Source organism: Nocardioides albus (genome assembly GCF_014648255.1).
Classification (GTDB): Bacteria; Actinomycetota; Actinomycetes; order Propionibacteriales; family Nocardioidaceae; genus Nocardioides; species Nocardioides albus.
On sequence record NZ_BMQT01000011.1, the window covers coordinates 113,874 to 134,656 of the forward strand.

The 20,783-nt window shown below is 67.9% G+C and carries 20 protein-coding genes; 17 read left to right on the top strand and 3 right to left on the bottom strand.

Annotation, left to right across the window (positions count from 1 at the left end; translation table 11 throughout):
* Positions 1-1,275, bottom strand: coding sequence for a phospholipase D-like domain-containing protein (locus tag IEY84_RS21980; protein WP_183549211.1), 1,275 nt, complete (start codon positions 1,273-1,275; stop codon positions 1-3).
* Between the two features lie 322 nt (positions 1,276-1,597).
* On the opposite strand from IEY84_RS21980, the gene IEY84_RS21985 reads away from it, so the two are divergent.
* The 16 genes from IEY84_RS21985 (at position 1,598) to IEY84_RS22060 (ending at position 16,477) form a co-directional block, all read left to right on the top strand.
* Entirely contained in the window at positions 1,598-2,371 is a 774-nt protein-coding gene (locus tag IEY84_RS21985) for an MlaE family ABC transporter permease (protein ID WP_183549209.1), read from the top strand.
* Positions 2,372-2,378: 7 nt separating this feature from the next.
* The gene (locus IEY84_RS21990) at positions 2,379-3,221 is read left to right on the top strand and encodes an MlaE family ABC transporter permease (RefSeq protein ID WP_183549207.1); all 843 of its coding nucleotides are present in this window, start codon (positions 2,379-2,381) and stop codon (positions 3,219-3,221) included.
* Between the two features lie 16 nt (positions 3,222-3,237).
* Positions 3,238-4,380 carry an MCE family protein gene (locus IEY84_RS21995; RefSeq protein WP_183549205.1) on the top strand — a complete coding sequence of 381 codons (1,143 nt, stop codon included), beginning with the start codon at positions 3,238-3,240 and terminating at the stop codon, positions 4,378-4,380.
* Positions 4,377-5,477 (top strand): MCE family protein, encoded by a 1,101-nt coding sequence (locus IEY84_RS22000; RefSeq protein WP_183549203.1) that lies wholly within the window; start codon positions 4,377-4,379, stop codon positions 5,475-5,477. Before IEY84_RS21995 ends, IEY84_RS22000 begins: the two co-directional genes overlap by 4 nt.
* A gap of 79 nt (positions 5,478-5,556) precedes the next feature.
* The gene (locus tag IEY84_RS22005; RefSeq protein ID WP_183549201.1) at positions 5,557-6,546 is read left to right on the top strand and encodes an MCE family protein; all 990 of its coding nucleotides are present in this window, start codon (positions 5,557-5,559) and stop codon (positions 6,544-6,546) included.
* A complete protein-coding gene (locus IEY84_RS22010; RefSeq protein WP_183549199.1) occupies positions 6,543-7,799 on the top strand; it encodes an MCE family protein in 1,257 nt (418 codons plus the stop codon). Before IEY84_RS22005 ends, IEY84_RS22010 begins: the two co-directional genes overlap by 4 nt.
* The gene (locus IEY84_RS22015) at positions 7,796-9,160 is read left to right on the top strand and encodes an MCE family protein (RefSeq protein WP_183549197.1); all 1,365 of its coding nucleotides are present in this window, start codon (positions 7,796-7,798) and stop codon (positions 9,158-9,160) included. Before IEY84_RS22010 ends, IEY84_RS22015 begins: the two co-directional genes overlap by 4 nt.
* Positions 9,157-10,434 carry an MCE family protein gene (locus tag IEY84_RS22020; protein WP_183549195.1) on the top strand — a complete coding sequence of 426 codons (1,278 nt, stop codon included), beginning with the start codon at positions 9,157-9,159 and terminating at the stop codon, positions 10,432-10,434. Before IEY84_RS22015 ends, IEY84_RS22020 begins: the two co-directional genes overlap by 4 nt.
* Before the next feature lie 5 nt (positions 10,435-10,439).
* Positions 10,440-11,027: an Rv1363c family protein gene (locus IEY84_RS22025; RefSeq protein WP_183549193.1), complete on the top strand. Its 588-nt coding sequence runs from the start codon at positions 10,440-10,442 to the stop codon at positions 11,025-11,027.
* Positions 11,027-11,866, top strand: coding sequence for a hypothetical protein (locus IEY84_RS22030; RefSeq protein ID WP_183549191.1), 840 nt, complete (start codon positions 11,027-11,029; stop codon positions 11,864-11,866). The genes IEY84_RS22025 and IEY84_RS22030 overlap by 1 nt, the downstream gene beginning before the upstream one ends.
* A gap of 85 nt (positions 11,867-11,951) precedes the next feature.
* On the top strand, positions 11,952-12,428 hold the full coding sequence (locus IEY84_RS22035) for a pyridoxamine 5'-phosphate oxidase family protein (RefSeq protein ID WP_183549189.1): 477 nt from the start codon (positions 11,952-11,954) through the stop codon (positions 12,426-12,428).
* A 32-nt stretch (positions 12,429-12,460) separates the two neighbouring features.
* Complete coding sequence (locus tag IEY84_RS22040) at positions 12,461-12,655, top strand: ferredoxin (protein WP_179657980.1); 195 nt, start codon at positions 12,461-12,463, stop codon at positions 12,653-12,655.
* A gap of 6 nt (positions 12,656-12,661) precedes the next feature.
* The gene (locus IEY84_RS22045; protein WP_183549186.1) at positions 12,662-13,537 is read left to right on the top strand and encodes an SDR family NAD(P)-dependent oxidoreductase; all 876 of its coding nucleotides are present in this window, start codon (positions 12,662-12,664) and stop codon (positions 13,535-13,537) included.
* Positions 13,538-13,548: 11 nt separating this feature from the next.
* Entirely contained in the window at positions 13,549-14,307 is a 759-nt protein-coding gene (locus IEY84_RS22050; protein WP_183549184.1) for a glucose 1-dehydrogenase, read from the top strand.
* Positions 14,308-14,499: 192 nt separating this feature from the next.
* Positions 14,500-15,660: a hypothetical protein gene (locus tag IEY84_RS22055; RefSeq protein WP_183549182.1), complete on the top strand. Its 1,161-nt coding sequence runs from the start codon at positions 14,500-14,502 to the stop codon at positions 15,658-15,660.
* A gap of 37 nt (positions 15,661-15,697) precedes the next feature.
* Positions 15,698-16,477, top strand: a complete 780-nt coding sequence (locus IEY84_RS22060) for a hypothetical protein (RefSeq protein ID WP_183549180.1) — start codon at positions 15,698-15,700, stop codon at positions 16,475-16,477.
* Positions 16,478-16,573: 96 nt separating this feature from the next.
* Here the strand turns inward: IEY84_RS22060 and IEY84_RS22065 are convergent, their stop codons facing one another.
* On the bottom strand, positions 16,574-17,221 hold the full coding sequence (locus IEY84_RS22065) for a TetR family transcriptional regulator (RefSeq protein WP_183549178.1): 648 nt from the start codon (positions 17,219-17,221) through the stop codon (positions 16,574-16,576).
* A 164-nt stretch (positions 17,222-17,385) separates the two neighbouring features.
* Here IEY84_RS22065 and IEY84_RS22070 point away from each other — a divergent pair, with 164 nt between their 5' ends.
* Complete coding sequence (locus IEY84_RS22070) at positions 17,386-19,512, top strand: acyl-CoA dehydrogenase family protein (protein ID WP_183549176.1); 2,127 nt, start codon at positions 17,386-17,388, stop codon at positions 19,510-19,512.
* Positions 19,513-19,527: 15 nt separating this feature from the next.
* Here the strand turns inward: IEY84_RS22070 and IEY84_RS22075 are convergent, their stop codons facing one another.
* A complete protein-coding gene (locus tag IEY84_RS22075) occupies positions 19,528-20,751 on the bottom strand; it encodes an alpha/beta hydrolase (protein ID WP_183549174.1) in 1,224 nt (407 codons plus the stop codon).
* Positions 20,752-20,783 lie beyond the last annotated feature (32 nt).

Below are 20,783 nucleotides of genomic sequence, written 5' to 3' on the forward strand. Positions count from 1 at the left end.
TCACAGGAGGGGGCGCAGCGGAGTGAGGACGAGCTCGGTGAACTTGCGGTGGATGTCGCGCGCGGCCCACTCGTCGGAGGTCAGCTCGAGCGCGTTGGACTCGTCGCGGGAGAAGATCTCCTCCATCTGCTTGGCGACGTCGCGGTCGAAGATCTCCAGGTTGATCTCGTAGTTTCCGGTCAGGGAGAGCCGGTCGATGTTGGCGGTGCCGACGGTCGACCAGAAGCCGTCGACGGTGGCGGTCTTGGCGTGGATCATCGCGTCCTTGAACCGCAGGATCCGCACGCCTGAGTCGAGGAGCTGGGAGAAGTAGCCTCGGGAGATCCAGTCGACGACGATGTGGTTCGACTTGAGCGGCAGCAGGATGCGTACGTCGACACCGCGCCGTGCCGCGGCCTTGAGCGCGTCCACGAAGTCCTCGTCGGGGACGAAGTAGGCGGTGGTCAGATAGATGTTGCGCGAGGCCCGGTTGATCGCTTCCAGATACATCGACCGGATCGGGAACATCCAGAGTCGAGGCACGTTGCGGTGGAACCGGAGATCGGGGTCCCAGGAGGGGGCCGTCTCGATGAGCAGCGGGCCTTCCTCTGCGGTCCGGCGCGACAGCGGGTGCGGCCGGCGCCGGTTGAGGTTCCAGAAGTCTGCGAACGCACGGCGTAGGTCCCACACCCCGGGGCCGGTGATGCGCACGTGCGTGTCGCGCCACTCGGTGGCGTACGCATCCCCGATGTTGTAGCCGCCGACGAACCCGACGGTGTCGTCGACGACCAGGATCTTGCGGTGGTCCCGGCCGTAGCGGGAGAGGTCGAAGAAGCGCCAGCCTGCTGCGTAGGTGGGGTAGCGCAGGACGTGCATCCCGGGTGGGAAGCGCTTGAAGCGGGCCGGCACCACGAGGTTGGCGAGCTCGTCGTAGATGCAGTAGACCTCGACCCCGCGTTCTGTTGCCGCGGCCAGCGCCTGCTTGAACCGCTGGCCGACCTCGTCACCCTTCCAGATGTACGTCTCGAGGAGGACCTGCTTCTTGGCGCCGTCGATCGCGGCGATCATGTCCTCATAGAGGTCGTTGCCGAACGTGTAGGTCGTCACGGTGCCGTCGCCGACGCTGTTGGTCAGCGGCGGTGTCACCGGGAACGGCTTGGCCCGCCTGCCGTGCTTCCCGCGGCTGCGGTAGGCGTCGACGAGGCTCATCACGACGGCGAGCGCCACCGGCACGCCGAAGACGACGAGGAGCAGGCGGCGTAGGAACCTCACGACGCCCCCCGGCGACAGTCTCATCACAGTCCCCAATCTAACTGGCTCACCGCGTGGAGACACACCGGTACGGTCCGCGGCTCGATGCCGGTGCCCGCGCCGACGGTCCCGGCTTGCCCGGCGATCTGAGGATCAGGATGCGAGAACGGCCTTCACGGATGCCGGTTCGAGGGTGGAGGATCCTGTGACTCCCGTCACCTACTGGCGGGTAAGTCGTTGAGACCAGATACCTCCCACCCTGTCCGGAGGCATATCGGACGACGGGTCGTTGCCCTCAGAACTGAAACGTGTTCTACTACAGACTCGAAACGTGAGCCGAGTCACAAGACCTCGCGGAAGGTGCAGGATGGCAGTGCAGTTCGCCTCGCTGGTCCGAGGCGTCGGCGGGATGGGTCTGATGACCGGTGAGGTCGTCAAGGGCACCTTCACGACCAAGTTCCAGCTGCGCGAGTTCCTCGAGCAGGCCTGGTTCATCACCAGCGTGACGATGTTGCCCGCGGTCCTGGTCTCGATCCCGTTCGGTGCGGTCATCTCGCTCCAGGTCGGCAATCTCGCCGGTCAGCTCGGGGCGCAGTCGTTCGCCGGCGCGACAGCGGTGCTCGCAGTGGTCAGAGAGGCGGCGCCGATGGCGGCTGCGCTGATCATCGCCGGTGCCGCCGGGTCGGCGATCTGCTCCGACATGGGATCGCGCAAGATCCGTGAGGAGATCGACGCCATGGAGGTGCTGGGCATCGACCCGGTGGTCCGGCTGGTGATCCCGCGTGTGCTCGCGTGCCTGTTCGTCTCGGTGATGATCAACGGGATCGTCATCGCCACCGGGATCGGTGGCGGCTACTTCTTCACCGTGATCATCCAGGGCGGGTCCGCAGGCGCGTTCCTGTCGAGCTTCACCGCGCTGGCGAGCCTCCCGGACCTCTACATCTCGATGGTCAAGGCAGCGCTTTTCGGCTTCCTGGCCGCGATCATCGGCGCCTACAACGGCCTCAACGCCCAGGGCGGTCCCAGCGGCGTCGGCCGAGCGGTCAACGAGGCCGTGATCATCGCGTTCATGATGCTGTTCGTCCTGAACTCCATCATGACCGCCATCTACTTCCAGATCGTTCCTCAGGACGGGTTGTGATCCCCCGGTGTCCAACACGCTCGCCCAGGTGGGCAACCAGATCGTCAAAGACCAGCGCCAGGCTGTCGAGGGCTATGGCGACCAGCTGATCTTCTACGTCAAGGCCCTCGCCTGGGCGCCGCGCACCGTGCGCCGCTACAAGCGGGAGGTCCTCAACATCCTGGCCGAGGTCGCCTTCGGCGCCGGCGGCCTGACGATGATCGCCGGCACCGTCGGCGTGATCGCGTTCATGGCCTTCTTCGCCGGCTCCGAGGTCGGCATCCAGGGCTACGCGAGCCTGAGCCAGATCGGTGTCGCGAAGTTCTCCGCGTTCATCTCGGCGTTCTTCAACACCCGCGAGGTGGCGCCGCTGATCTCCGCGATCGCGCTGGCCGCGACCGTCGGCTGTGGCTACACCGCCAGGCTCGGCGCGATGCGGATCTCGGAGGAGATCGACGCGCTCGAGGCGATGGGCGTGCCGAGCCTTCCCTACCTGGTCACCACCCGGATGATCGCCGGGTTCCTGGCCGTCATCCCGCTCTACATCGTCGCCCTGTGCGCCTCCTACCTCAGCCCCCGGCTGATCACGACGCTGATGTACGGGCAGTCCGGCGGGACGTACGACCACTACTTCCTGGCCTTCCTGCCGCCGATCGACATCCTCTACAGCTTCCTGAAGCTGATCATCCTCGCGGTCGCGATCATCCTGATCCACTGCTACTACGGCTACACCGCCTCCGGCGGCCCGGCAGGGGTCGGCATCGCGGTCGGCAAGGCGATCCGTACCTCCATCGTCACCGTCGTCGTCGCGGACTTCTTCCTGAGCTTCGCGATCTGGGGGTCCACGACCACCGTCCGGATCACGGGATGAGGGCGGCGCGATCCACATGTTGATGGGAATCCAGCGCGACACCCGCGCCGAGCACTCCAAGCTCTTCGTCTCCGGGATCGCCTTCACGGTGACCCTCGCCCTGCTGATCACGCTCTGCATCGCGATCTACCAGAAGGCGTTCGTGCAGTTCACCACCGTGAGCGTCGAGGCCGACCGGGCCGGCCTGCAGCTGCCGCGCTACGGCGACGTACGCATGCACGGCGTCATCGTCGGCCAGATCCGCGAGATCAACCAGGACGGCAAGAAGGCCGTCATCGAGCTCGGTCTGGAGCCGGAGCAGGCCGAGCAGATCCCCGCCAACGTCAGCGTCGCGATCAAGCCGACGACGCTGTTCGGGCAGAAGTACGTCGAGTTCATCGACCCCGTGGGAGAGCGGACCGGCGCGCTGAGCGACGGCACCGTGATCCCCGCCGACCGGGTCCGCACCAGCGTCGAGCTCGACGTGATCCTGGCCCGGCTCTTCCCGCTGCTGAAGTCGATCCGGCCCCAAGACCTCAACAGCACCCTGCACGCCCTCGCCACGGCGCTCTCCGGCAACGGGGAGAAGCTCGGCGAGACGATGGTCCAGCTCAACGACTACCTCGAGAAGATGAACGTCCACCTCCCCACACTCGAACGCGATCTCGAGGACATGGCCGACGTCGCGGAGACCTACTCCATGGCAGCCCCCGACCTGGTCAAGGTCCTCGAGAACACCACGACCACCGCCAACACCGTCACCGAGCAGCGAGCCCGCCTCGGCGGCCTGCTCACGTCCGTGACCGGGGTCGCCGACACCTCGAAGAACCTGCTCGCCGAGAACGAGAAGGCGATCCGGTACGAGACCGAGCTGGCGGTCCCGCTGCTGAAGCTGCTCTCCGACTACTCCCCGGAGTACACCTGCCTGCTGCGCGGCCTCGACGAGTACACCGAGCTGCTGGCGACCGTCTTCCAGCAGAACCGGGTGCGTCAGACGATGGTCCTCGACGGCACCCAGAAACCCTCGTACGGCCGTGACGACCGTCCCGAGTGGGGCGAGATCGGCCATGGCCCGTGGTGCGCCGGACTGCCGAACCCGACGGTGCCCGCCGAGCCGAACGAGCTCGAGAACGGCACCGAGGACGTGCCGTGGGCCCCCGGGAACGGAGGTCTGCAGTGAACAAGCGCGATCTCAAGACCACGGTGGCCGGGACCAAGCTGGTCATCTTCACCGTCATGTCGATCATCGTCACCGGCACCCTGGCCTCGATCATGGGGAACGTCGGCTTCGGCGACCGGGTGCCCTATCGCGCCGAGTTCACCACCGCCTCCGGCCTCAGCGAGGGAGACGACGTACGCGTCGCCGGGATCACCGTGGGCGAGGTGCTCGCCGTCGAGATCGAGGACGGTGACCACGCCATGATCACCTTCCGGGTCGACGAGACGGTGCCGCTGACCACCGCCAGCGGTGCCCAGGTCCGCTACCTGAACCTCGTTGGCGACCGCTATCTGGCGCTGACCCAGGATGCCGGTACGCAGGAGGCAGGCGAAGACGCGGCGCCGTTGCGGCAGGGCCAGGCGATCGCGATGGCCAACACCACCCCGGCGCTCGACCTGACCGAGCTCTTCAACGGCTTCCAGCCGCTCTTCGAGGCGCTGCAGCCCAAGGACGTCAACAAGCTCTCGCTCAACCTGATCCGGGTGCTGCAGGGAGAGGGCGGCACCGTCGCGAGCCTCCTCTCCGAGACCGCGGAGCTGACCAGCGCCCTGGCCGAGCGCGACCAGCTCATCGGGGACGTGATCACCAACCTGTCCAAGACGCTCAGCACCGTCAACGAGCACCACACCGAGCTCGCCGAGCTGATCCAGCAGCTCAGCGGCTGGATGAAGGACCTGGCGCGGGACAAGGAGGCGATCGGTGACTCGATCTCCTCGATCGGCGACCTGACCGACGAGCTGGCCGGGTTGCTCACCGACGTACGGCCGTTCCTCAAGGAGGACATCAAGCAGCTCAAGCGCGTGGTGGACATCCTGAACAAGCCGGGAAACCAGACGCTCCTCGACAAGACGCTCGAGCGGCTGCCCGAGACGTTGGAGTCGCAGGCGCGGATCGGCAGCTACGGCTCCTGGTACAACTACTACCTCTGCGACCTCGACTTCTCGATCAAGCTGCCCTCTCTCGGTGAGCTGCTCGACAACTCTCCCGCCGTCAAGGCGATCCAGAAGCAGCTCGACAACGTGGCCTTCTACAGCCGGGCAGAGAGGTGCAAGCTATGAGTGAGCGCCAGCGAACGACCATCAGTCTCAGACCGGCGCGTCCGTATCCTTGCTCCTCCTCGACGGAGGTGCCGGTCTGATGGCGCATCACTCAGACACCCAGCTCAAGCGCACCGGCGTGATCACGATCGTCGCGCTCGCGCTGGCCCTCACCGCGGCGTTCAACCTGCGCAAGCTGCCCTGGTTCGCCGGCACCACCTACCAGGCCGAGTTCTCCGATGCCAGCGGCCTGCACGTGGGCAGCCGGGTGGAGATCGCCGGCATCCGGGTCGGCCGGGTCAGCGACATCGAGATCGAGGGAGCCAAGGTGCTCGTCTCCTTCTCGGTCGAGGATGCCGAGATCGGCCACCGCAGCGAGGCGTCGATCGGTGTGCTCAACCTGCTGGGGGAGAAATACCTCGACATCACCCCGCAGGGCGGACAGAGCCTCGACGCCGGCTCGACGATCCCGCTGGCCCGCACCAGCGCGGGCAGCGACATCGTCGGCACCTTCGGTGACCTCACCGAGACCACCGAGGCGATCGACACCCAGCAGCTGGCCAAGGCGCTGACGACGATGTCGGGCACCCTCGACAAGGCCGGCCCCGAGGTGCAGGGCGCCTTCCAGGGCATCGCCGCGCTCTCCCAGACCATCGCCGCCCGCGGCGACGAGCTGGAGTCGCTGCTGCAGGATGCCGAGAAGGTGGTCCAGCTCGTCAACCAGCGCAAGCAGGACATCATCAGCGTGATGGAGAACGGCGATCAGGTCTTCGCCGAGCTCATCTCCCGTCGCCAGGCCATCCACCAGCTGCTGGTCAACGCCACCGCCCTGGCCGAGCAGCTGCAGGGCCTGGTCAAGGAGAACCAGAAACAGATCGGTCCCGCTCTGGACGCGCTCGACCAGGCGCTGAAGTTCCTCAACGCCCGCGAGAAGGACCTGACCAAGACCATCCAGAACTACGGCCCGTACGCGTCGATCCTGATCAACATCATCGGCACCGGGCCCTGGTTCGACGCCTACCTCGCCAACCTCACCGGGATCGTGAGCGGGGAGTTCGTGCCCGGACGACGACCAGGGATCGTGGAATGACAAAGAACTTCTGGGGCCGAAAGTGGGCCGCGCTGCCGATCGCGCTGGTGCTGATGTGCGGGCTGCTGCTGATCTCCGAGGTGGCGGCGCCTGACACCAAGACGCTGACCGCGAGCTTCCCGCAGGCGGTGAGCGTCTACGAGGGCTCCGACGTGGTCATCATGGGCGTCAAGGTCGGCAAGGTCGCCTCGCTGGAGACGAAGGGCGACCACGTGGACGCGGTGATCGAGTATCAGAGCGACTACAAGCTGCCCGAAGACGTGAAGGCCGCGATCGTGACCCCGACGCTCGTCGCCGACCGGTTCATCCAGCTGACGCCCGCCTACACCGGCGGGCCTGCGATGGCAGACGGCGGCGAGATCCCGATCGAGCGCACCGCCGTCCCGGTCGAGCTCGACCGGATCTACGCCAGCCTCTCCGAGCTGACCACCTCGCTGGGACCCAACGGGGCCAACAAGAACGGCGCGCTGAGCGACGTCCTGCGCGAAGGCGCCGACGCGCTCGAGGGCAACGGCAAGATCGGCAACCAGGCGATCGCCGACATGTCCGAGGCGGCCCAGGTGCTCGGGGGCAACTCGGAGCAGCTCTTCAGCACCCTCGCCCAGCTCTCCGAGGTCACCACGACGCTGGCGCGCAACGACGAGACGACCGAGAGATTCCTGACCGACCTCTCGACGGTCTCCACCCAGCTGGCCGGTGAGAGCGACGAGCTCGACCAGGCGCTCGCGGCGATCGCGCAGGCGGTGAAGGTGACGAAGTCGTTCGTGGAGAACAACTCCGACGCTCTGGTCGGCGATGTCAAAGAGCTCAACAAGACGCTCAACATCCTGGCCAAGGAGAAGGAGACCCTCGGCACCGTCATCGACCTGGCGCCACTCGGGATCGGCAACCTGGCCGAGTCCTTCGACCCCGCCTCGGGATCGGTCGGCTTCCGGCTCCAGGTCGGGCCGATCGGGTCGGATCTGTCCAACATCTTGTGCATGGTGGTCGAGAACGACAAGATCCCGGGGGCCAAGGAGATCTGCGCGCTGTTCAAGGCGCTGCTGCCCACCGGGTCGACCGCTCCGCTGGGCAAGGCGTTGACGGACGCTGCCGCGCCCACCGACCGTGACACCGCCACCGGACTTCCGCTCGGAGCGTCGAACGGGACCAAGGCCAAGCAGCCGGAGGTGAAGCCCGAGGTGGTCACCGAGGGCGGCATCAGTGAGCTCAGCGGGTCCTTGCAGGACCTGATGTCTGGAGGCAAGGGATGAGATCTCGGATCCGGTCGCTCGTCGCCATGGTCGGCATCCTCGCCGTGGCGAGCGGATGTGGCGTACAGGCCTATGACCTGCCGCTTCCCGGCAACGAGGTCGGCGAAGGCGAGGGCTACGTCGTCACCGCCGAGTTCAACGACGTGGTCGACATCGTGCCGCGCACCAAGGTGATGGCCAACGACGTCCCGGTCGGCCAGGTCGACAAGGTGGAGCGGGATGGCTGGCACGCGAAGGTCACCATGACCGTCCGCAAGAACATCGACCTTCCCGCCGACGCGCTGGCCAACGTACGCCAGACCAGCCTGCTCGGGGAGAAGTACATCGCCCTGGTGGCGCCCGAAGGGTCCACCGTCGCCAGCGCCGGCAAGCTGGGCGACGGCGCCACCATCGGGCTCGACCGCACCAACCGCAACCCCGAGGTCGAGGAGGTGCTCGGCGCGCTCTCCTTCCTGCTGGCCGGCGGTGGTGTCGGCCAGCTGAAGACGATCAGCGACGAGCTCAACACCATGATGGACGGGCGCACCGACGACATGCGCTCGCTGCTGGGCAATCTGGAGACCACGGTCGCCTCGCTCAACCAGCAGAAGGGCTCGATCATCAAGGCGATGGAGCAGGTCGACCGGCTGACCCGCACCCTCAACAAGGAGTCCGAGTCGATCGAGGCGGCGATCGACTCCTTCGGTCCGGCGCTCGAGGTGCTCCGCCAGCAGCACGCCGACCTGTTGAAGATGATGAAGGCGCTCGACCGGCTGGGTGTGGTCGCGACCCGGGTGATCAACCAGAGCGGGGCCAACCTGACCACGGCGCTGGACGAGCTGGCGCCGACGCTGCGCGAGCTCGCCGACGCCGGCGACTCGCTCCCGCGCGGGCTGATGATGGCGGCCAGCTTCCCGTTCCCGGAGAACGCCGCCGGACTGGCGATGGGGGACTACTCCAACGCGCTGTTCCACATGGATCTCGACCTCGGCAAGCTGGTCGGCAGCCTCACCAACGGCGAGTCCAGCGGCATCTTGCCGCAGGTCTTCCAGATCTGCCTGTCCTACTCGAAGGGTTGCAAGGCGATCCAGCCGCTGGCCAAGTCGCTGTGTGACCTGACCAACCTGCAGCTGGTCTGCTCCGTGGTCGGCAAGGAAGACACCAAGGCGAAGCCGGGGGAGAAGACGCCCAAGCTGCCCGACATCTCCGACCTGCTGCCGAAGAGCTCGACCTCGACCAAGACGCCGGGACTCAACGGCCTGATCCCGGAGATCACCGACGGGCTGTCGGCGCCCTCGGCGACCGAGACACCCACGGCCGAGCCGACGACCGGGGGCCTGGCCGGCCTCCTCGAGGGACTCCTGGGAGGGGGCACCAAATGACACGCAGCGTACGCAACAAGCTGGTCATCTTCCTGGTCCTCGCCGCGGTCGGGATCTTCTACGTCTCGGCCGCCTACCTCGGAATCGTCGACCGGGTCCTGGGTCGACACGTGAACGTATCGATCGACCTCCCGGCCTCTGGTGGTCTCTACGAGGGCAGCGAGGTCAACTACCGCGGCATCGGCGTCGGCCGGGTGGCCGCCATGACAGTCACCGATGAGGGCGTCCGTGCCGATCTGGAGCTCGACCCCGGCACCGAGGTGCCGAAGGACGCCAAGATCGAGGTCCACAACCTCTCGGCGGTGGGGGAGCAGTACATCAACTTCATCCCCGACTCTGCGGCCGGCCCCTACCTCGCCGAGGGCGATGTGGTGTCCGCGGGACCTGAGTCGATGCCGGGCACCACCGACCAGCTGCTCACCGAGCTGAACAGCTTCACCACCTCGATCAACGGCGAAGACCTGAGCACCGTCGTGGCCGAGCTCGGCACGCTGTTCCGCGGCAATGCCGAGAACCTGCGTACGCTGCTCGACTCGGGTTCCACCCTCGTCGACGAGGCCTCAGCGCACCAGGAGGAGACCATTCGTCTCCTCGACACCAGCCAGACCGTGCTCCAGACGCAGAAGGAGCACAGCGGCGACATCCGTGAGTTCGCCGACGGTCTCGAGGAGGTCACCGCGACCCTGGACAAGCGCGACCCCGAGCTGCGCGAGATCCTGCAGGGCGGCGAGGCGACCGCGGTCCAGGTCCAGTCGCTGGTCGACGGGCTGCAGCCGCTGCTGCCGGTCTTCCTGGCCAACCTCAGCACCGTCAACGAGGTGCTCACCGCCCGGCTGCCCGCGATCGAGCAGACCTTGGTGACCTTCCCGCAGGTCGTCGCAACCGGGTGGACCGGCTCGCCCGGCGACGGCTACGGTCACCTCTCGATGGGCTTCGTCTACACCACACCGCCGTGCCAGGAGGGCTACAAGCCTCCCGACCAGTGGATCCCCGGCACCGTGATGGAGGACCAGCCGCTCTATCCGGCCAAGTGCACCGACAAGCGCGCCCAGCCCGGCTACGAGGGCGACAACCCGATCATGCAGCGGGGTGTCAACATGGTGCCGAAGCCCGAGGGCGTCGAGAAGTACGTGACGTCCTACGACCCGAAGACCGGGCGCACGAAGCTCCCCAACGGAAAGACGGTCACGATGTCCACCCCGACCGATGACGGAGGCCTGGTCTCCGCCCTGTCCGACGACTCCTGGCGATCGATGATCCTGGGAGAGGAGTGAGTCCGGTGCCAGAACCTGCTGAAGTGGCCCAAAACCGCCTCGACGTCAAGATGTCCGTCGCCAGACTCGGGCGGGTCAACACCGTGCTCGCGGCGGTGGTGGTGATCCTGGTCGTGCTCGCGGCGGCAGTCTTCATCGGTGGCGCCCGGGTGCTGCCGTGGACGACACCGGCCGAGGCGGCGGCCGCCGACTACGACGAGGTGAAGTCCGTCGCCGAGGAGGGCGTGATCGCCTTTCTCGATGTCGACTACCGCGACATGGATCCGCGGATCCAGGCGGTCAAGGAGATCTCGACCGGCACCTTCGGCAAGGAGTACACGGCCATCGCCGAGCAGATCCGCCAGGCCGCGATCCCCGCGCAGACCGTCTCCAAGGGCAAGGTCAAGCAGGTCGGCATCCGCGCGATCGGCTCGAAGAAGGCCGTCGTGCTCGTCGCCGTGGACTCCGTCGTGACCAGCAGCCAGACCGCTGAGCTGAAGAAGAGCGACGCCTGCCCCTACGAGGGGGCGCGGTGCTCGAAGTACCGGTTCAAGGTGTCGCTGGACAAGACGAAGGACGGATGGCGCATGTCCGACCTGGCAGGAGTCAACTGATGACAGGCGTACGAGCGAACGGATCGGTCTCGGCGGGCCAGAAGGAGTGCCCCTTCTGCGCGGAGACGATCAAGGCGGCAGCGATCAAGTGCCGCTACTGCGGGTCCGACCTGCTGCCGCCCACCGACGAGCACGATGCCCCGGACGTACGTGGCGAGGGCGATGCTCCGCAGGAGACCGAGGCGCAGGCGGACGCTGAGCCTCCAGCTGAGGTTGAGGGTGAGAGCGCGACCGCGGAGCGTGCCGGATTCGTCGAACGGTGGCTGGGCGACGGTAGCCGGACGCTGACGGCGGTGCTCGGCGTACTCGTCCTGGTGGCCGGCGGCGTGCTCTGGCTGGCCGTCGACCGGGCGTCGAAGGACGATGTGGCGCCGAACGGTGAGCTGACCGCGGCCGGTTCCCGGGCGGCGATCATGGAGCACTCTGTCGGACTGACGCAGACGGTGATGTCCTACCAGGCCGCGAGCGCGGAGAAGGACATCGCGGCGGCGAAGAAGCTGATGACGCCGCAGATGCAGAAGGACTACGAGAAGACGCTTCCCGGGGAGGACAAGCGCAAGGAGCAGGCCGACCTCGGCATCAAGGTCGACGCCGAGGTGGCGCCGCTCTCCGAGGAGGGCGCCAAGGCGGCCGAGGAGGGCAAGGCCTGCATCGACGAGGACTGTGCCGCCTCCATCATCTCGGCCACCGAGGACACTGCGTCGGTGCTGCTCTTCGTCAACCAGAGCGCGACCGCGCCGAAGACGAAGAACACCGTGGTCAGCCCGACCTGGGAGGTGCTGACGCTGGTCAAGGACGACGGCGGCTGGCTGATCTCCGAGATGAAGGCTGCTTCCTAGATCTCGGCAGGCGGTCCCGTCGGGGGACCTCTCCATCCCTGCTATTGTAGAACGTGTTCTAGTTTTGTTTGCTCGAGGAGGGCACATGGCCGGCTCCCGCCAGTCCGTACAGCTGACCGACGCCGAGATCGAGGACTTCCTCGGCTCGCAGATGAAGGTGCAGGTCGCGACCGTCGGTGCCGACGGGGCGCCGCACCTGACCACGCTGTTCTACGTGCTCGACGAGGGCAGGATCGCGTTCTGGACCTACGGCTCCTCGCAGAAGGTCCGCAACCTGCGACGCGACCCACGCGTCACCTGCCTGGTCGAGGACGGCGAGGACTACTTCGAGCTGCGCGGGGTGAGCATCACCGGCCGGGCGCGCCTGGTCGAGGACTACGAGGAGATCAAGGCGCTCGGGTCGCAGGTGATGGCCCGGATGGCCGGCGGTGCCGACCTGGGTGAGCTCGGCGAGGACCTGGTCTCGAAGCAGGCCTACAAGCGAGTCGGCATCGTCATCGAGCCCGACAAGATCGCAAGCTGGGACCACCGCAAGCTGGGCGCGCTGCCCGGCCAGGGCTGACTCAAGGACAGCGAAGGACAAAGGAGACGGACATGGCAAAGGTGATTGCGGACTTCGACCTGTGCGAGTCCAACGGGATGTGCGAGGCGTTCGCACCCGACGTGTTCGAGATCGATGACGACGACTACCTGCAGATCGCGGACCCGACCGTGACCGACGAGAACCGCGACCGCGTCGAACAGGCCGTGGCCGGCTGTCCCAAGGCGGCCCTGAGGATCGAGGAGTAACAGCACGTGAGCGTCGACCTGAATGGCAAAGTCGCGATCGTCACCGGATCCGGAGCGGGTCTGGGACGGGCAGAGGCCGTGGCGCTGGCCCGGTCGGGTGCCCGGATCGTGCTCAACGACCTACCGGGTGCCGCCGAGGAGGCAGCCGAGGAGATCCGCGGCTTCGGCGGCGAGGCGGTGATCGCGGCCGGTGATGTGAGCGAGCGCGCGACGGCGGACGCGATGATGGCCGCGGCGGTCGACGGGTTCGGTGGCCTCGACATCGTGGTCAACAACGCGGGCATCACCCGCGACAAGATGCTCTTCAACATGTCCGACGAGGAGTTCGACCTGGTCGTACGCGTGCACCTGCGCGGTCACTTCCTGCTGACCCGCAACGCCTCGACCCATTGGCGGTCGGTGGCCAAGTCGACCGGCGCGCCGGTGGATGCGGCGATCGTGAACACCTCCTCGGAGGCATTCCTGTCCGGTCCGCCGGGACAGGCCAACTACGGTGCCGCGAAGGCGGGGATCACCGCGCTGACGATGTCGACGGCCCGGTCGATGGGTCGTTCCGGCGTACGCGCCAACGCCATCTGCCCGCGGGCCGCGACCGCGATGACCGAAGGCGTGCTCACGGGTGACTCCTACGGTGCCGAGCACGTGGCGCCGCTGGTCACCTACCTCGCCTCCCCGGCCGCCGCCGCGATCACCGGGCAGGTCTTCGTCGTCTACGGCGGGATGATCGCCGTCCTGGCGCCGCCCACCGTGGCCGAGCGCTTCGACAACGCCGCCTGGGACCTGGAATCGCTCGACAAGCAGGTCGGTGGCTGGTTCGCCGACAGGGACCCCGAGGTCGGCTTCTCAGCCGACTCGATCATGCAGCTCAAGCTGAAGGACTAAAAGGAGCAGAGATGGCACGTCTCGAGGGCAAGATCGCGATCGTCACCGGTGGCGCGCAGGGGCAAGGGGCTGCGATCGCGCGCGCCTTCGTCTCCGAGGGCGCGAAGGTGGTGATCGCCGACGTGGCCGACGAGCCGGGCAAGCTGCTCGCCGACTCGCTGGGCGAATCGGCGCTGTTCGTGCACCACGACGTGAGCTCGGAGGAGTCCTGGACCGCGCTGGTAGCACAGACCGCGGAGACGTACGGGCCTGTAAACGTCCTCGCCAACAACGCCGGGATCCTGCGCTTCGGTGAGATCCTGACCCAGCCGGTCGAGGAGTTCGAGCTGCTGTGGCGGGTCAACACCCTCGGCTGCTTCCTCGGGATGCGCTCGGTCATCTCGACGATGAAGGAGAACGGCGGCGGCTCGATCATCAACGCGTCCTCGATCGAGGGCCTGGCCGGGATGGCGTTCGTGGCGGGCTACACCTCGACCAAGTTCGCCATCCGCGGCATGACCAAGGCCGCGGCCCTCGAGCTCGGCCCCAACGGCATCCGGGTCAACTCCGTCCACCCCGGCATGATCGACACCCCGATGACCCGTGGTGTCGGCGCCGACGACGCCGCCATGGAGTTCGGCGCCTCCAAGGTCGCCCTCAAGCGCGTCGGCCACCCCGAGGACATCGCGCCGTTGTACGTCTACCTCGCCTCCGACGAGTCCGGCTTCGTGACTGGCGCCGAGATCGCCATCGACGGCGGCGCCACCGCCACCCACGCCTACGGCGGCTGACCCGCCCCGGCCGAAGCGTCACCCCCGTCGGCCGAGGCGTCACGTAGGTTGGCCGAGGCGTCACACTGGTGACGCCTCGGTCGACGCAAGCGACGTCTCGGCATGGGAATTGGCCGTGTAGAGGGACCGGTCTGCGGCATACTGCGCGAGAGGGTCTCAGTCAGCAGGGACGAACCGAAGGTCAACTGAAACGTGTCTCGACGGCGCAGCGCGTACGCCACCGTGGTGGTCCTGGGTGTCCTCGCGTTCTTCTACAGCCTGGCCTTGGCGATTCCGGTCTCCGTGGAGGCCGTCTGGCAGCTCTGGGAGACCCGGGGCCTGAACTGGATGGGCGTGCTGGTGGGCCGGATGGTGGACGGCTTCACGTTCTTGTGGGGGTCGGCGGTCACCCACGGGGGCTACGTCGTCACGCCGGTCTCCATATGGCCGACGGTCGTGTTCGTCGTGCTCCTCGCGTCGCTGGTCTATCTGAGCCTGCGCACTGCCTCCGAGAACGCGTATTCAGTGGCCGGCCGGGTGCTGTGCGCAAGTGTTCTCACCGGTGGCCTGACGAATCTCTTCGTGGTCCTGCAGGCCACCGCAGGTGGTAGAGGAGGTCTCGACGCCCTGCCGTCGCTCATCTGGGCGCTGCCCGACGACGGCATCTGGATCGGTGCGGTTATGGGTGTGCTGGGCGGGTACGCCGCGTTGGTGGCGGCCGCGTTCGGACAGGTCGCCTCCATCGCCCTCCGCGCCGACGCAACGGACGATTCCGACATGTCGCCGAAAGAACCTCTCGAACACGTCGGGCGGGGACGAGCGATGCGGATCGCGACCTGGGGGACGCTGCCGCTGCTGGTGGTGGCTCTCGTGGGCGGGTTCGTCTGGGACTACGGGCCGGATGCGGATCCGTACGGCGCCCGCCTCGACTCGGTGCAAGCATGGATACGCCTGGTCTGGTTCGGTCACGCCAGCCTGTCGGGACCGCACAACCCACACTCGCTCAGCGGTGAGTTCGACACCTCGGTCTGGCTGACTCGTACGCTGAGCTCGGCTGTTCTGGTGGCGCTCGTGTGGCTTGTGATGCTGCTGATGGTCTCCCGTTGGCAGGGTGAGCGCAGGCCAGGTGTGCTTTGCGTCGTTGTGCAGTGCTGGGGTGTGGTCGCGGTGCTGGCCGCGCTCGTCGGGATGGTCGAAGGCGCACTCGTGCGCCAGGAGGCGTTCGCGACCACCGCTCCGCTCTGGGCGCTCGAGGTCGCCGGCCAAGGGGTCCGGTTCGGTGCCGTCTTCGGCTGGGCGACCGGCGTAGCCGTGATTCTCGCCCACCGATTCTCGAGAGGAGCTAGGGCCGATGCCGAAGCAGAGGGCGAGTGAGGACAGCGCCTCGGAGCATGCCGGAAGGGGCTGGCTGATGTCGCTCGTGACGAAGCCGGCCGCCTGGGTCGTCGGCGTGATCCTGGTCGCGCTGGGGGCGACCTTCAGTTCCGGGTTGCAGAGCCTGTTCAGCGGTCTCCTGCCCGATGGCTGGAGCGAACCGGGCAGCGGCATCGAGATCGTCGATGTACGTCGGAAGCCGATGAGCGGATACGTGCTGATCCCGGACCTGCCGGCGCCCGGGTTCGAGGACTTCGCTGACGCGGTGTCCTCCGTGAACGACCCAGCATGGGAGGCGAACCACGAGTGGTATGCCGTGGACCATGTCGTCTGGGAGGTCACGCTCGTCGGCCGTCACGGCGACCCGGTAGTGATCACCGACCTACGTCCAGAGCGGACCGGTCCATGCACGAAGAAGCTCCCGCAGGGGATCCTCGTGAAGGACGTCCCCCAGGGTGAGGGCGAGAAGATCGAGATGGAGACCGCCATCGACGCGAACGTGCCGAGGCTCACCTCGGTCGATGATGGTTCGGCCTACTTCGACGACGGAACGGTCACGCTCGCCAAGGGCGAGACAGTGGTCATATCGATCGAGGCGACCAGTGGTGGGCCGACCTGCGAGTGGGTGTTCGAAGCCGACTACGTCGATCACGGCAAGCGCGAGACGATGACGATCAAGGCGCCGGGCGATCGCCCGTTCGCGATCACCGGATTCGCCCACGACCGGGCTTACGAAACCACCTGGGATATTGGCTGCAAACGCGCGATGACGCCCGAGGAAGTGGCCGCGAGAACGCTACCGGCTGACTGTAGGTAGGCCGAGACGTCACTGCAGTCGTCCGAGACGTCACGTACGTCGTTCGAGACGGCAATGCGGTGACGTCTCGGCCTGCGGGGGTGACGTCTCGGCGTGTCAGCGCAGCAGGAGGCGTACGGCGACGTCGATCGACTTCTCGACGTCCTTCTCGTCCATCCGGCCGGTGACCCAGGAGATGAGGGCGGAGAGCCAGACGTCGGAGATGATCCGGATGATGGCGGCCTCCTCCTCCGTGACCTCGCCGAGGGTGGGGGTGCCGTGCATGGCGCGGGCGATGACGGTGGTCAGGCTGGTGCCGACCTCGTGGATCTCGCCGGTCACCGACTGGTCGGCGAACATGAAGGCGCGGACCAGGGCCTCGGTGAGCTTGGGCTGCTTCTGCAGGGCGCGGGTGCGGCGGTTGAGGACGTACATGATCCGCTCGTGGGCGGTCTCGCCCGGCGTCGCGCGGATGGCGGAGCGGTCGACGTCCTTGGTGAACTCGCGCGCCAGCGCGGAGACCAACAGGTGGATCTTCGAGGGGAAGTAGCGGTAGAGGGTCCCGAGGGCGACTTCGGCCTGCTCGGCGACGGCGCGCATCTGCACGGCGTCGAATCCACCCTCGGCCGCGAGCGAGATGGTGGCGTCGAGGATGCGCCGGCGGCGCTCTCGCTGGGCTGCCGAACCGCCGGTGGGTGCACTGGTCTGTGCGCCGGTCGGTGCGGCGTCGTCGGTGTTGCGTGGCTCCGTGCTGACGGACGTCACTGGTGTCCCCCCTAGGACTATGACCGGATCTCGGTCGGTGGCTCTCAGGCTAACCGCATCGGCACCTGAGAGTGAAACACGTTCTTCCGTGAGTCTAGACTTGTAACACGTTCTACATCAGGCTCTATTCCAGACAAGGCCCTGGAAAATAGTAGGAGGTCCCCGTGCCGATCGGCATCACCGACGAACACCAAGCCCTCAGCGAGAGCCTGCGCGACTGGGCGAAGGGTGTGGGCGGCATCGCGCTCGCTCGGGCCGCCGAGGGCGTCGCTTCGGCGGGGTTCGACGACGTATGGCGAAGCGTGCACGAGTACGGTGTCGCAGGGATCGCGGCGCCTGAGCCGAGCGGCGGCGGTGGCACCCTGCTGGACGCGGCCGTCGCGCTGGAGGCCTGCGCCCATGAGCTGCTTCCGGGCCCGCTGCTGGGCAGCACGGTCGCTGCTCATCACGCGGGCACGGCCGGGCTCGACGAGGTGGTCGAGGCCGTCCTCATCGGCGGCTGCGGGATCGCGCTCGACCCGGTCCTCGAGCTCGGGGACCGTCTGGTCGGCACCGCTCCGGTCGTCTATGACGGCGGGGGAGCGGCGCATCTGCTGCTCGGCGCCCATGATGCCGACGGCGAGGAGCGCTGGTTCGTCCTCGCCGCGGAGCAGCTGGACGTACGTCCCCAGGTCGGCTCTGACCTGACCAGGCGGGTCGCCGAGGTGCGGGTCGACCTCGACGCCGGCGAGGCGGTCGAGGTCCCTGGTCTGCGAGGCGGGGCCGTGCGGCGTACGGCGCTCACGCTGGCCGCCGCAGAGGCATCCGGCATCGCGCAGTGGTGCCTGACCACGGCGGTGGAGTACGCGAAGGTGCGCGAGCAGTTCGGTGCGCCGATCGGGTCGTTCCAGGCGATCAAGCACCTGTGCGCCCAGATGCTGGAGACCGCCGAGGCGGTGGCCGCTGCCGCTTGGGACGCGGGGGCGTCGGCCGAGGGTGGCGACGTCGACCAGTGGGCGTTCGCGGCCGAGGTCGCCGGGGTGATCGCGCTCGACGGAGCGGTGCGGGCGGCCCAGGACTGCATCCAGGTCCTCGGCGGCATCGGCTTCACCTTCGAGCACGATGCTCACCTCTACCTGCGCCGTGCCGTCGCACTTCGCAGCCTCCTCGGTAGCGGCGACGCCCACGCGGTCGCGCTGGCGGGGCACGCCGTGGCCGGGACACGGCGCTCGGTCCGCGTCGACCTCGACGGCAAGGACGAGGCGATCCGCCCCCGAGTGCAAGGGGTCGTCGCCTCGATCGCCGCGCTTCCCGAGGCGGAGCTCCGGGACGCGCTCGTCGATGCGGCCCTTCTCGCGCCGCACTGGCCCGCTCCGTACGGCCTCGGTGCCGGTCCGGTGGAGCAGCTCGTCATCGACGAGGAGCTCGCCACCGCTGGGGTCTCCCGTCCCGACATCAAGATCGCCGGGTGGGCGGTGCCGACCATCCTGAAGCACGGCACCGACGCCCAGCGCGAGCGGTTCGTCGACGCGTCTCTGCGCGGTGAGATCGTCTGGTGCCAGCTCTTCAGCGAGCCCGGCGCCGGCTCCGACCTGGCCTCGCTGGCGACCCGTGCTGAACGGGTCGATGGCGGCTGGCGGCTGACCGGCCAGAAGGTGTGGACCTCGCTGGCGGCCGACGCCGACTGGGCGATCTGCCTGGCGCGTACGAATCCCGACGCCCCCAAGCACAAGGGCATCACCTACTTCCTCGTGGACATGCGCAGCGAGGGGATCGACGTCCGGCCGCTGCGCGAGCTGACCGGCGACGCCCTCTTCAACGAGGTCTTCCTCGACGGTGTCTACGTGCCCGACGAGCTCGTCGTCGGCGATGTCGACGGCGGCTGGCGCCTGGCTCGTACGACGCTGGCGAACGAGCGGGTCGCGATGGCCTCGACGAACCTCGGCGGCAGCGTCGAGCGGGCGGTGGCACTGGCGGAGGGCCGGGGCGAAGCCGATCTGGCCCGGGTCGGGCACGCCGTCGCGCTCTCCACGGTCTGTGCACTGCTCGGTGTCCGCTCCACGCTCAAGGCGCTCGCCGGTCGGGGGCCGGGTGCGGAGTCATCGGTGGCCAAGCTGCTGACGGTGCGCAACCGCCAGGACGCCTCCGAGCTCGTCGTCGACCTCCTCGGCCCGCTGGCGCTCACCGACGACCCGCAGGTCCGTGAGGACCTGCATCAGTCCCAGCTCACCCGCTGTCTCTCGATCGCCGGTGGCACCACCCAGGTGCTCCGCAACGTGGCCGCCGAGCAGATCCTCGGCCTCCCGCGCTGAACCGCTGAACCGCCGTCAGCCGAGTCGGGCGCCGGCGCGTTCGCGATGCCACAGCAGCCAGCGCTCGACCGCCGCCACGGCGTGGTGGGCCCGGATGCCACCGAAGACGTCGAAGGCGTGCTGGGCGCCCGGCATCTCGACGTACGTCACCGTCGCCTTGGACACCTCGCGCAGCCGAGCGACGAAGGAGTGGGCCTGGCGCTTGGAGACCAGCGTGTCGAGCGCTCCGTGGAGCACGAAGAAGTCGGGGGCTTCCTCGGTGATGTGGTGGATCGGTGAGGCCTGGCGGAAGTCCTCGATGGTGGCGCCCTCGGGCATGATCTTCTGGGTCCACAGTCCATCGCGCACGCGGGTGGTGTAGCGGTCCCCGTCGTCGCCGGCCACGTCGTAGACCCCATAGAACGGTACGCAGGCGGCGACCCGTGTGTCCGCGTCCTCGAACCCGGGCTGGAACGGCGCGAAACCAGGCGTGAGCGCTGCGAGCGCGGCCAGGTGACCGCCCGCCGAACCGCCCGTGGCGACGACGTAGTCGGGGTCGCCGCCGTAGTCGGCGATGTGCTCGTGCACCCACGCCAGGGCGCGTTTCACGTCGACGATCTGCGCCGGCCAGCGGTGCTTGGGCGCGAGCCGGTAGTTGATCGTCACGCAGACCCACCCGTTGGCAGCGGCCATCCGGTTCATCAGCAGCTGTCCTTGCTGCTCCTTGGAGCCCAGGGTCCAGGCGCCGCCGTGCACGTGGAAGAGCACGGGTGCCGTGACGACCTCGACCCCGGCCGGGCGGTAGATGTCGAGCCTGGCGCGGCTGCTGTCGCTGTCGGCGTACGCGATGTCACGGATCACCTCGACCGCCGGGTTCTTCATCCGGAACGGCCGGGCGAGCTGGGCGAGGTCGAGCGGCGTCCGCTCGCCCGGGGGCGTCCCGAGGGTCTCGGTGAGCGCCTCCTCGAGCAGGTCGCGTGCCGAGCCTGCGCGGTAGGCGTTGAGCGCGAAGCCGGCGGCGGCAGTGCCCGCGAGTGCGAGCCCGAGCGGCGAGACCTTGCGCCGAATGGCCGAGGCGGCGGTGTCAGCGACGCCGAGCGCCAGCAGCTGCGGAGCCAGGTCGCCGGCGAGCCAGCCGGCGGCGAAGGATCCGATGGCGCCGCGCGGCCCGGTCCGGTCGACGGGCGGCCACAGGGCGTTGGCGGCGAGGGCGGCGAGGGCGGCCTGGCGGACGGTGTGAGCACGGGGAAGTCGGGCCATGATGTGAGGTTAGCGGGCCACCGCGGCGCACA

What these genes read in the sequence shown, in the direction of transcription:
- IEY84_RS22040 (WP_179657980.1), top strand. Translation starts at nt 12,461, where the DNA reads ATGGCAAAGGTGATTGCGGACTTCGACCTGTGCGAGTCCAACGGGATG.
- IEY84_RS22015 (WP_183549197.1), top strand. Translation starts at nt 7,796, where the DNA reads ATGAGATCTCGGATCCGGTCGCTCGTCGCCATGGTCGGCATCCTCGCC.
- IEY84_RS22035 (WP_183549189.1), top strand. Translation starts at nt 11,952, where the DNA reads ATGGCCGGCTCCCGCCAGTCCGTACAGCTGACCGACGCCGAGATCGAG.
- IEY84_RS21985 (WP_183549209.1), top strand. Translation starts at nt 1,598, where the DNA reads ATGGCAGTGCAGTTCGCCTCGCTGGTCCGAGGCGTCGGCGGGATGGGT.
- IEY84_RS21980 (WP_183549211.1), bottom strand. Translation starts at nt 1,275, where the DNA reads ATGAGACTGTCGCCGGGGGGCGTCGTGAGGTTCCTACGCCGCCTGCTC.
- IEY84_RS22020 (WP_183549195.1), top strand. Translation starts at nt 9,157, where the DNA reads ATGACACGCAGCGTACGCAACAAGCTGGTCATCTTCCTGGTCCTCGCC.
- IEY84_RS22075 (WP_183549174.1), bottom strand. Translation starts at nt 20,751, where the DNA reads ATGGCCCGACTTCCCCGTGCTCACACCGTCCGCCAGGCCGCCCTCGCC.
- IEY84_RS22005 (WP_183549201.1), top strand. Translation starts at nt 5,557, where the DNA reads ATGGCGCATCACTCAGACACCCAGCTCAAGCGCACCGGCGTGATCACG.
- IEY84_RS22030 (WP_183549191.1), top strand. Translation starts at nt 11,027, where the DNA reads ATGACAGGCGTACGAGCGAACGGATCGGTCTCGGCGGGCCAGAAGGAG.
- IEY84_RS21995 (WP_183549205.1), top strand. Translation starts at nt 3,238, where the DNA reads ATGTTGATGGGAATCCAGCGCGACACCCGCGCCGAGCACTCCAAGCTC.
- IEY84_RS22060 (WP_183549180.1), top strand. Translation starts at nt 15,698, where the DNA reads ATGTCGCTCGTGACGAAGCCGGCCGCCTGGGTCGTCGGCGTGATCCTG.
- IEY84_RS22050 (WP_183549184.1), top strand. Translation starts at nt 13,549, where the DNA reads ATGGCACGTCTCGAGGGCAAGATCGCGATCGTCACCGGTGGCGCGCAG.
- IEY84_RS22010 (WP_183549199.1), top strand. Translation starts at nt 6,543, where the DNA reads ATGACAAAGAACTTCTGGGGCCGAAAGTGGGCCGCGCTGCCGATCGCG.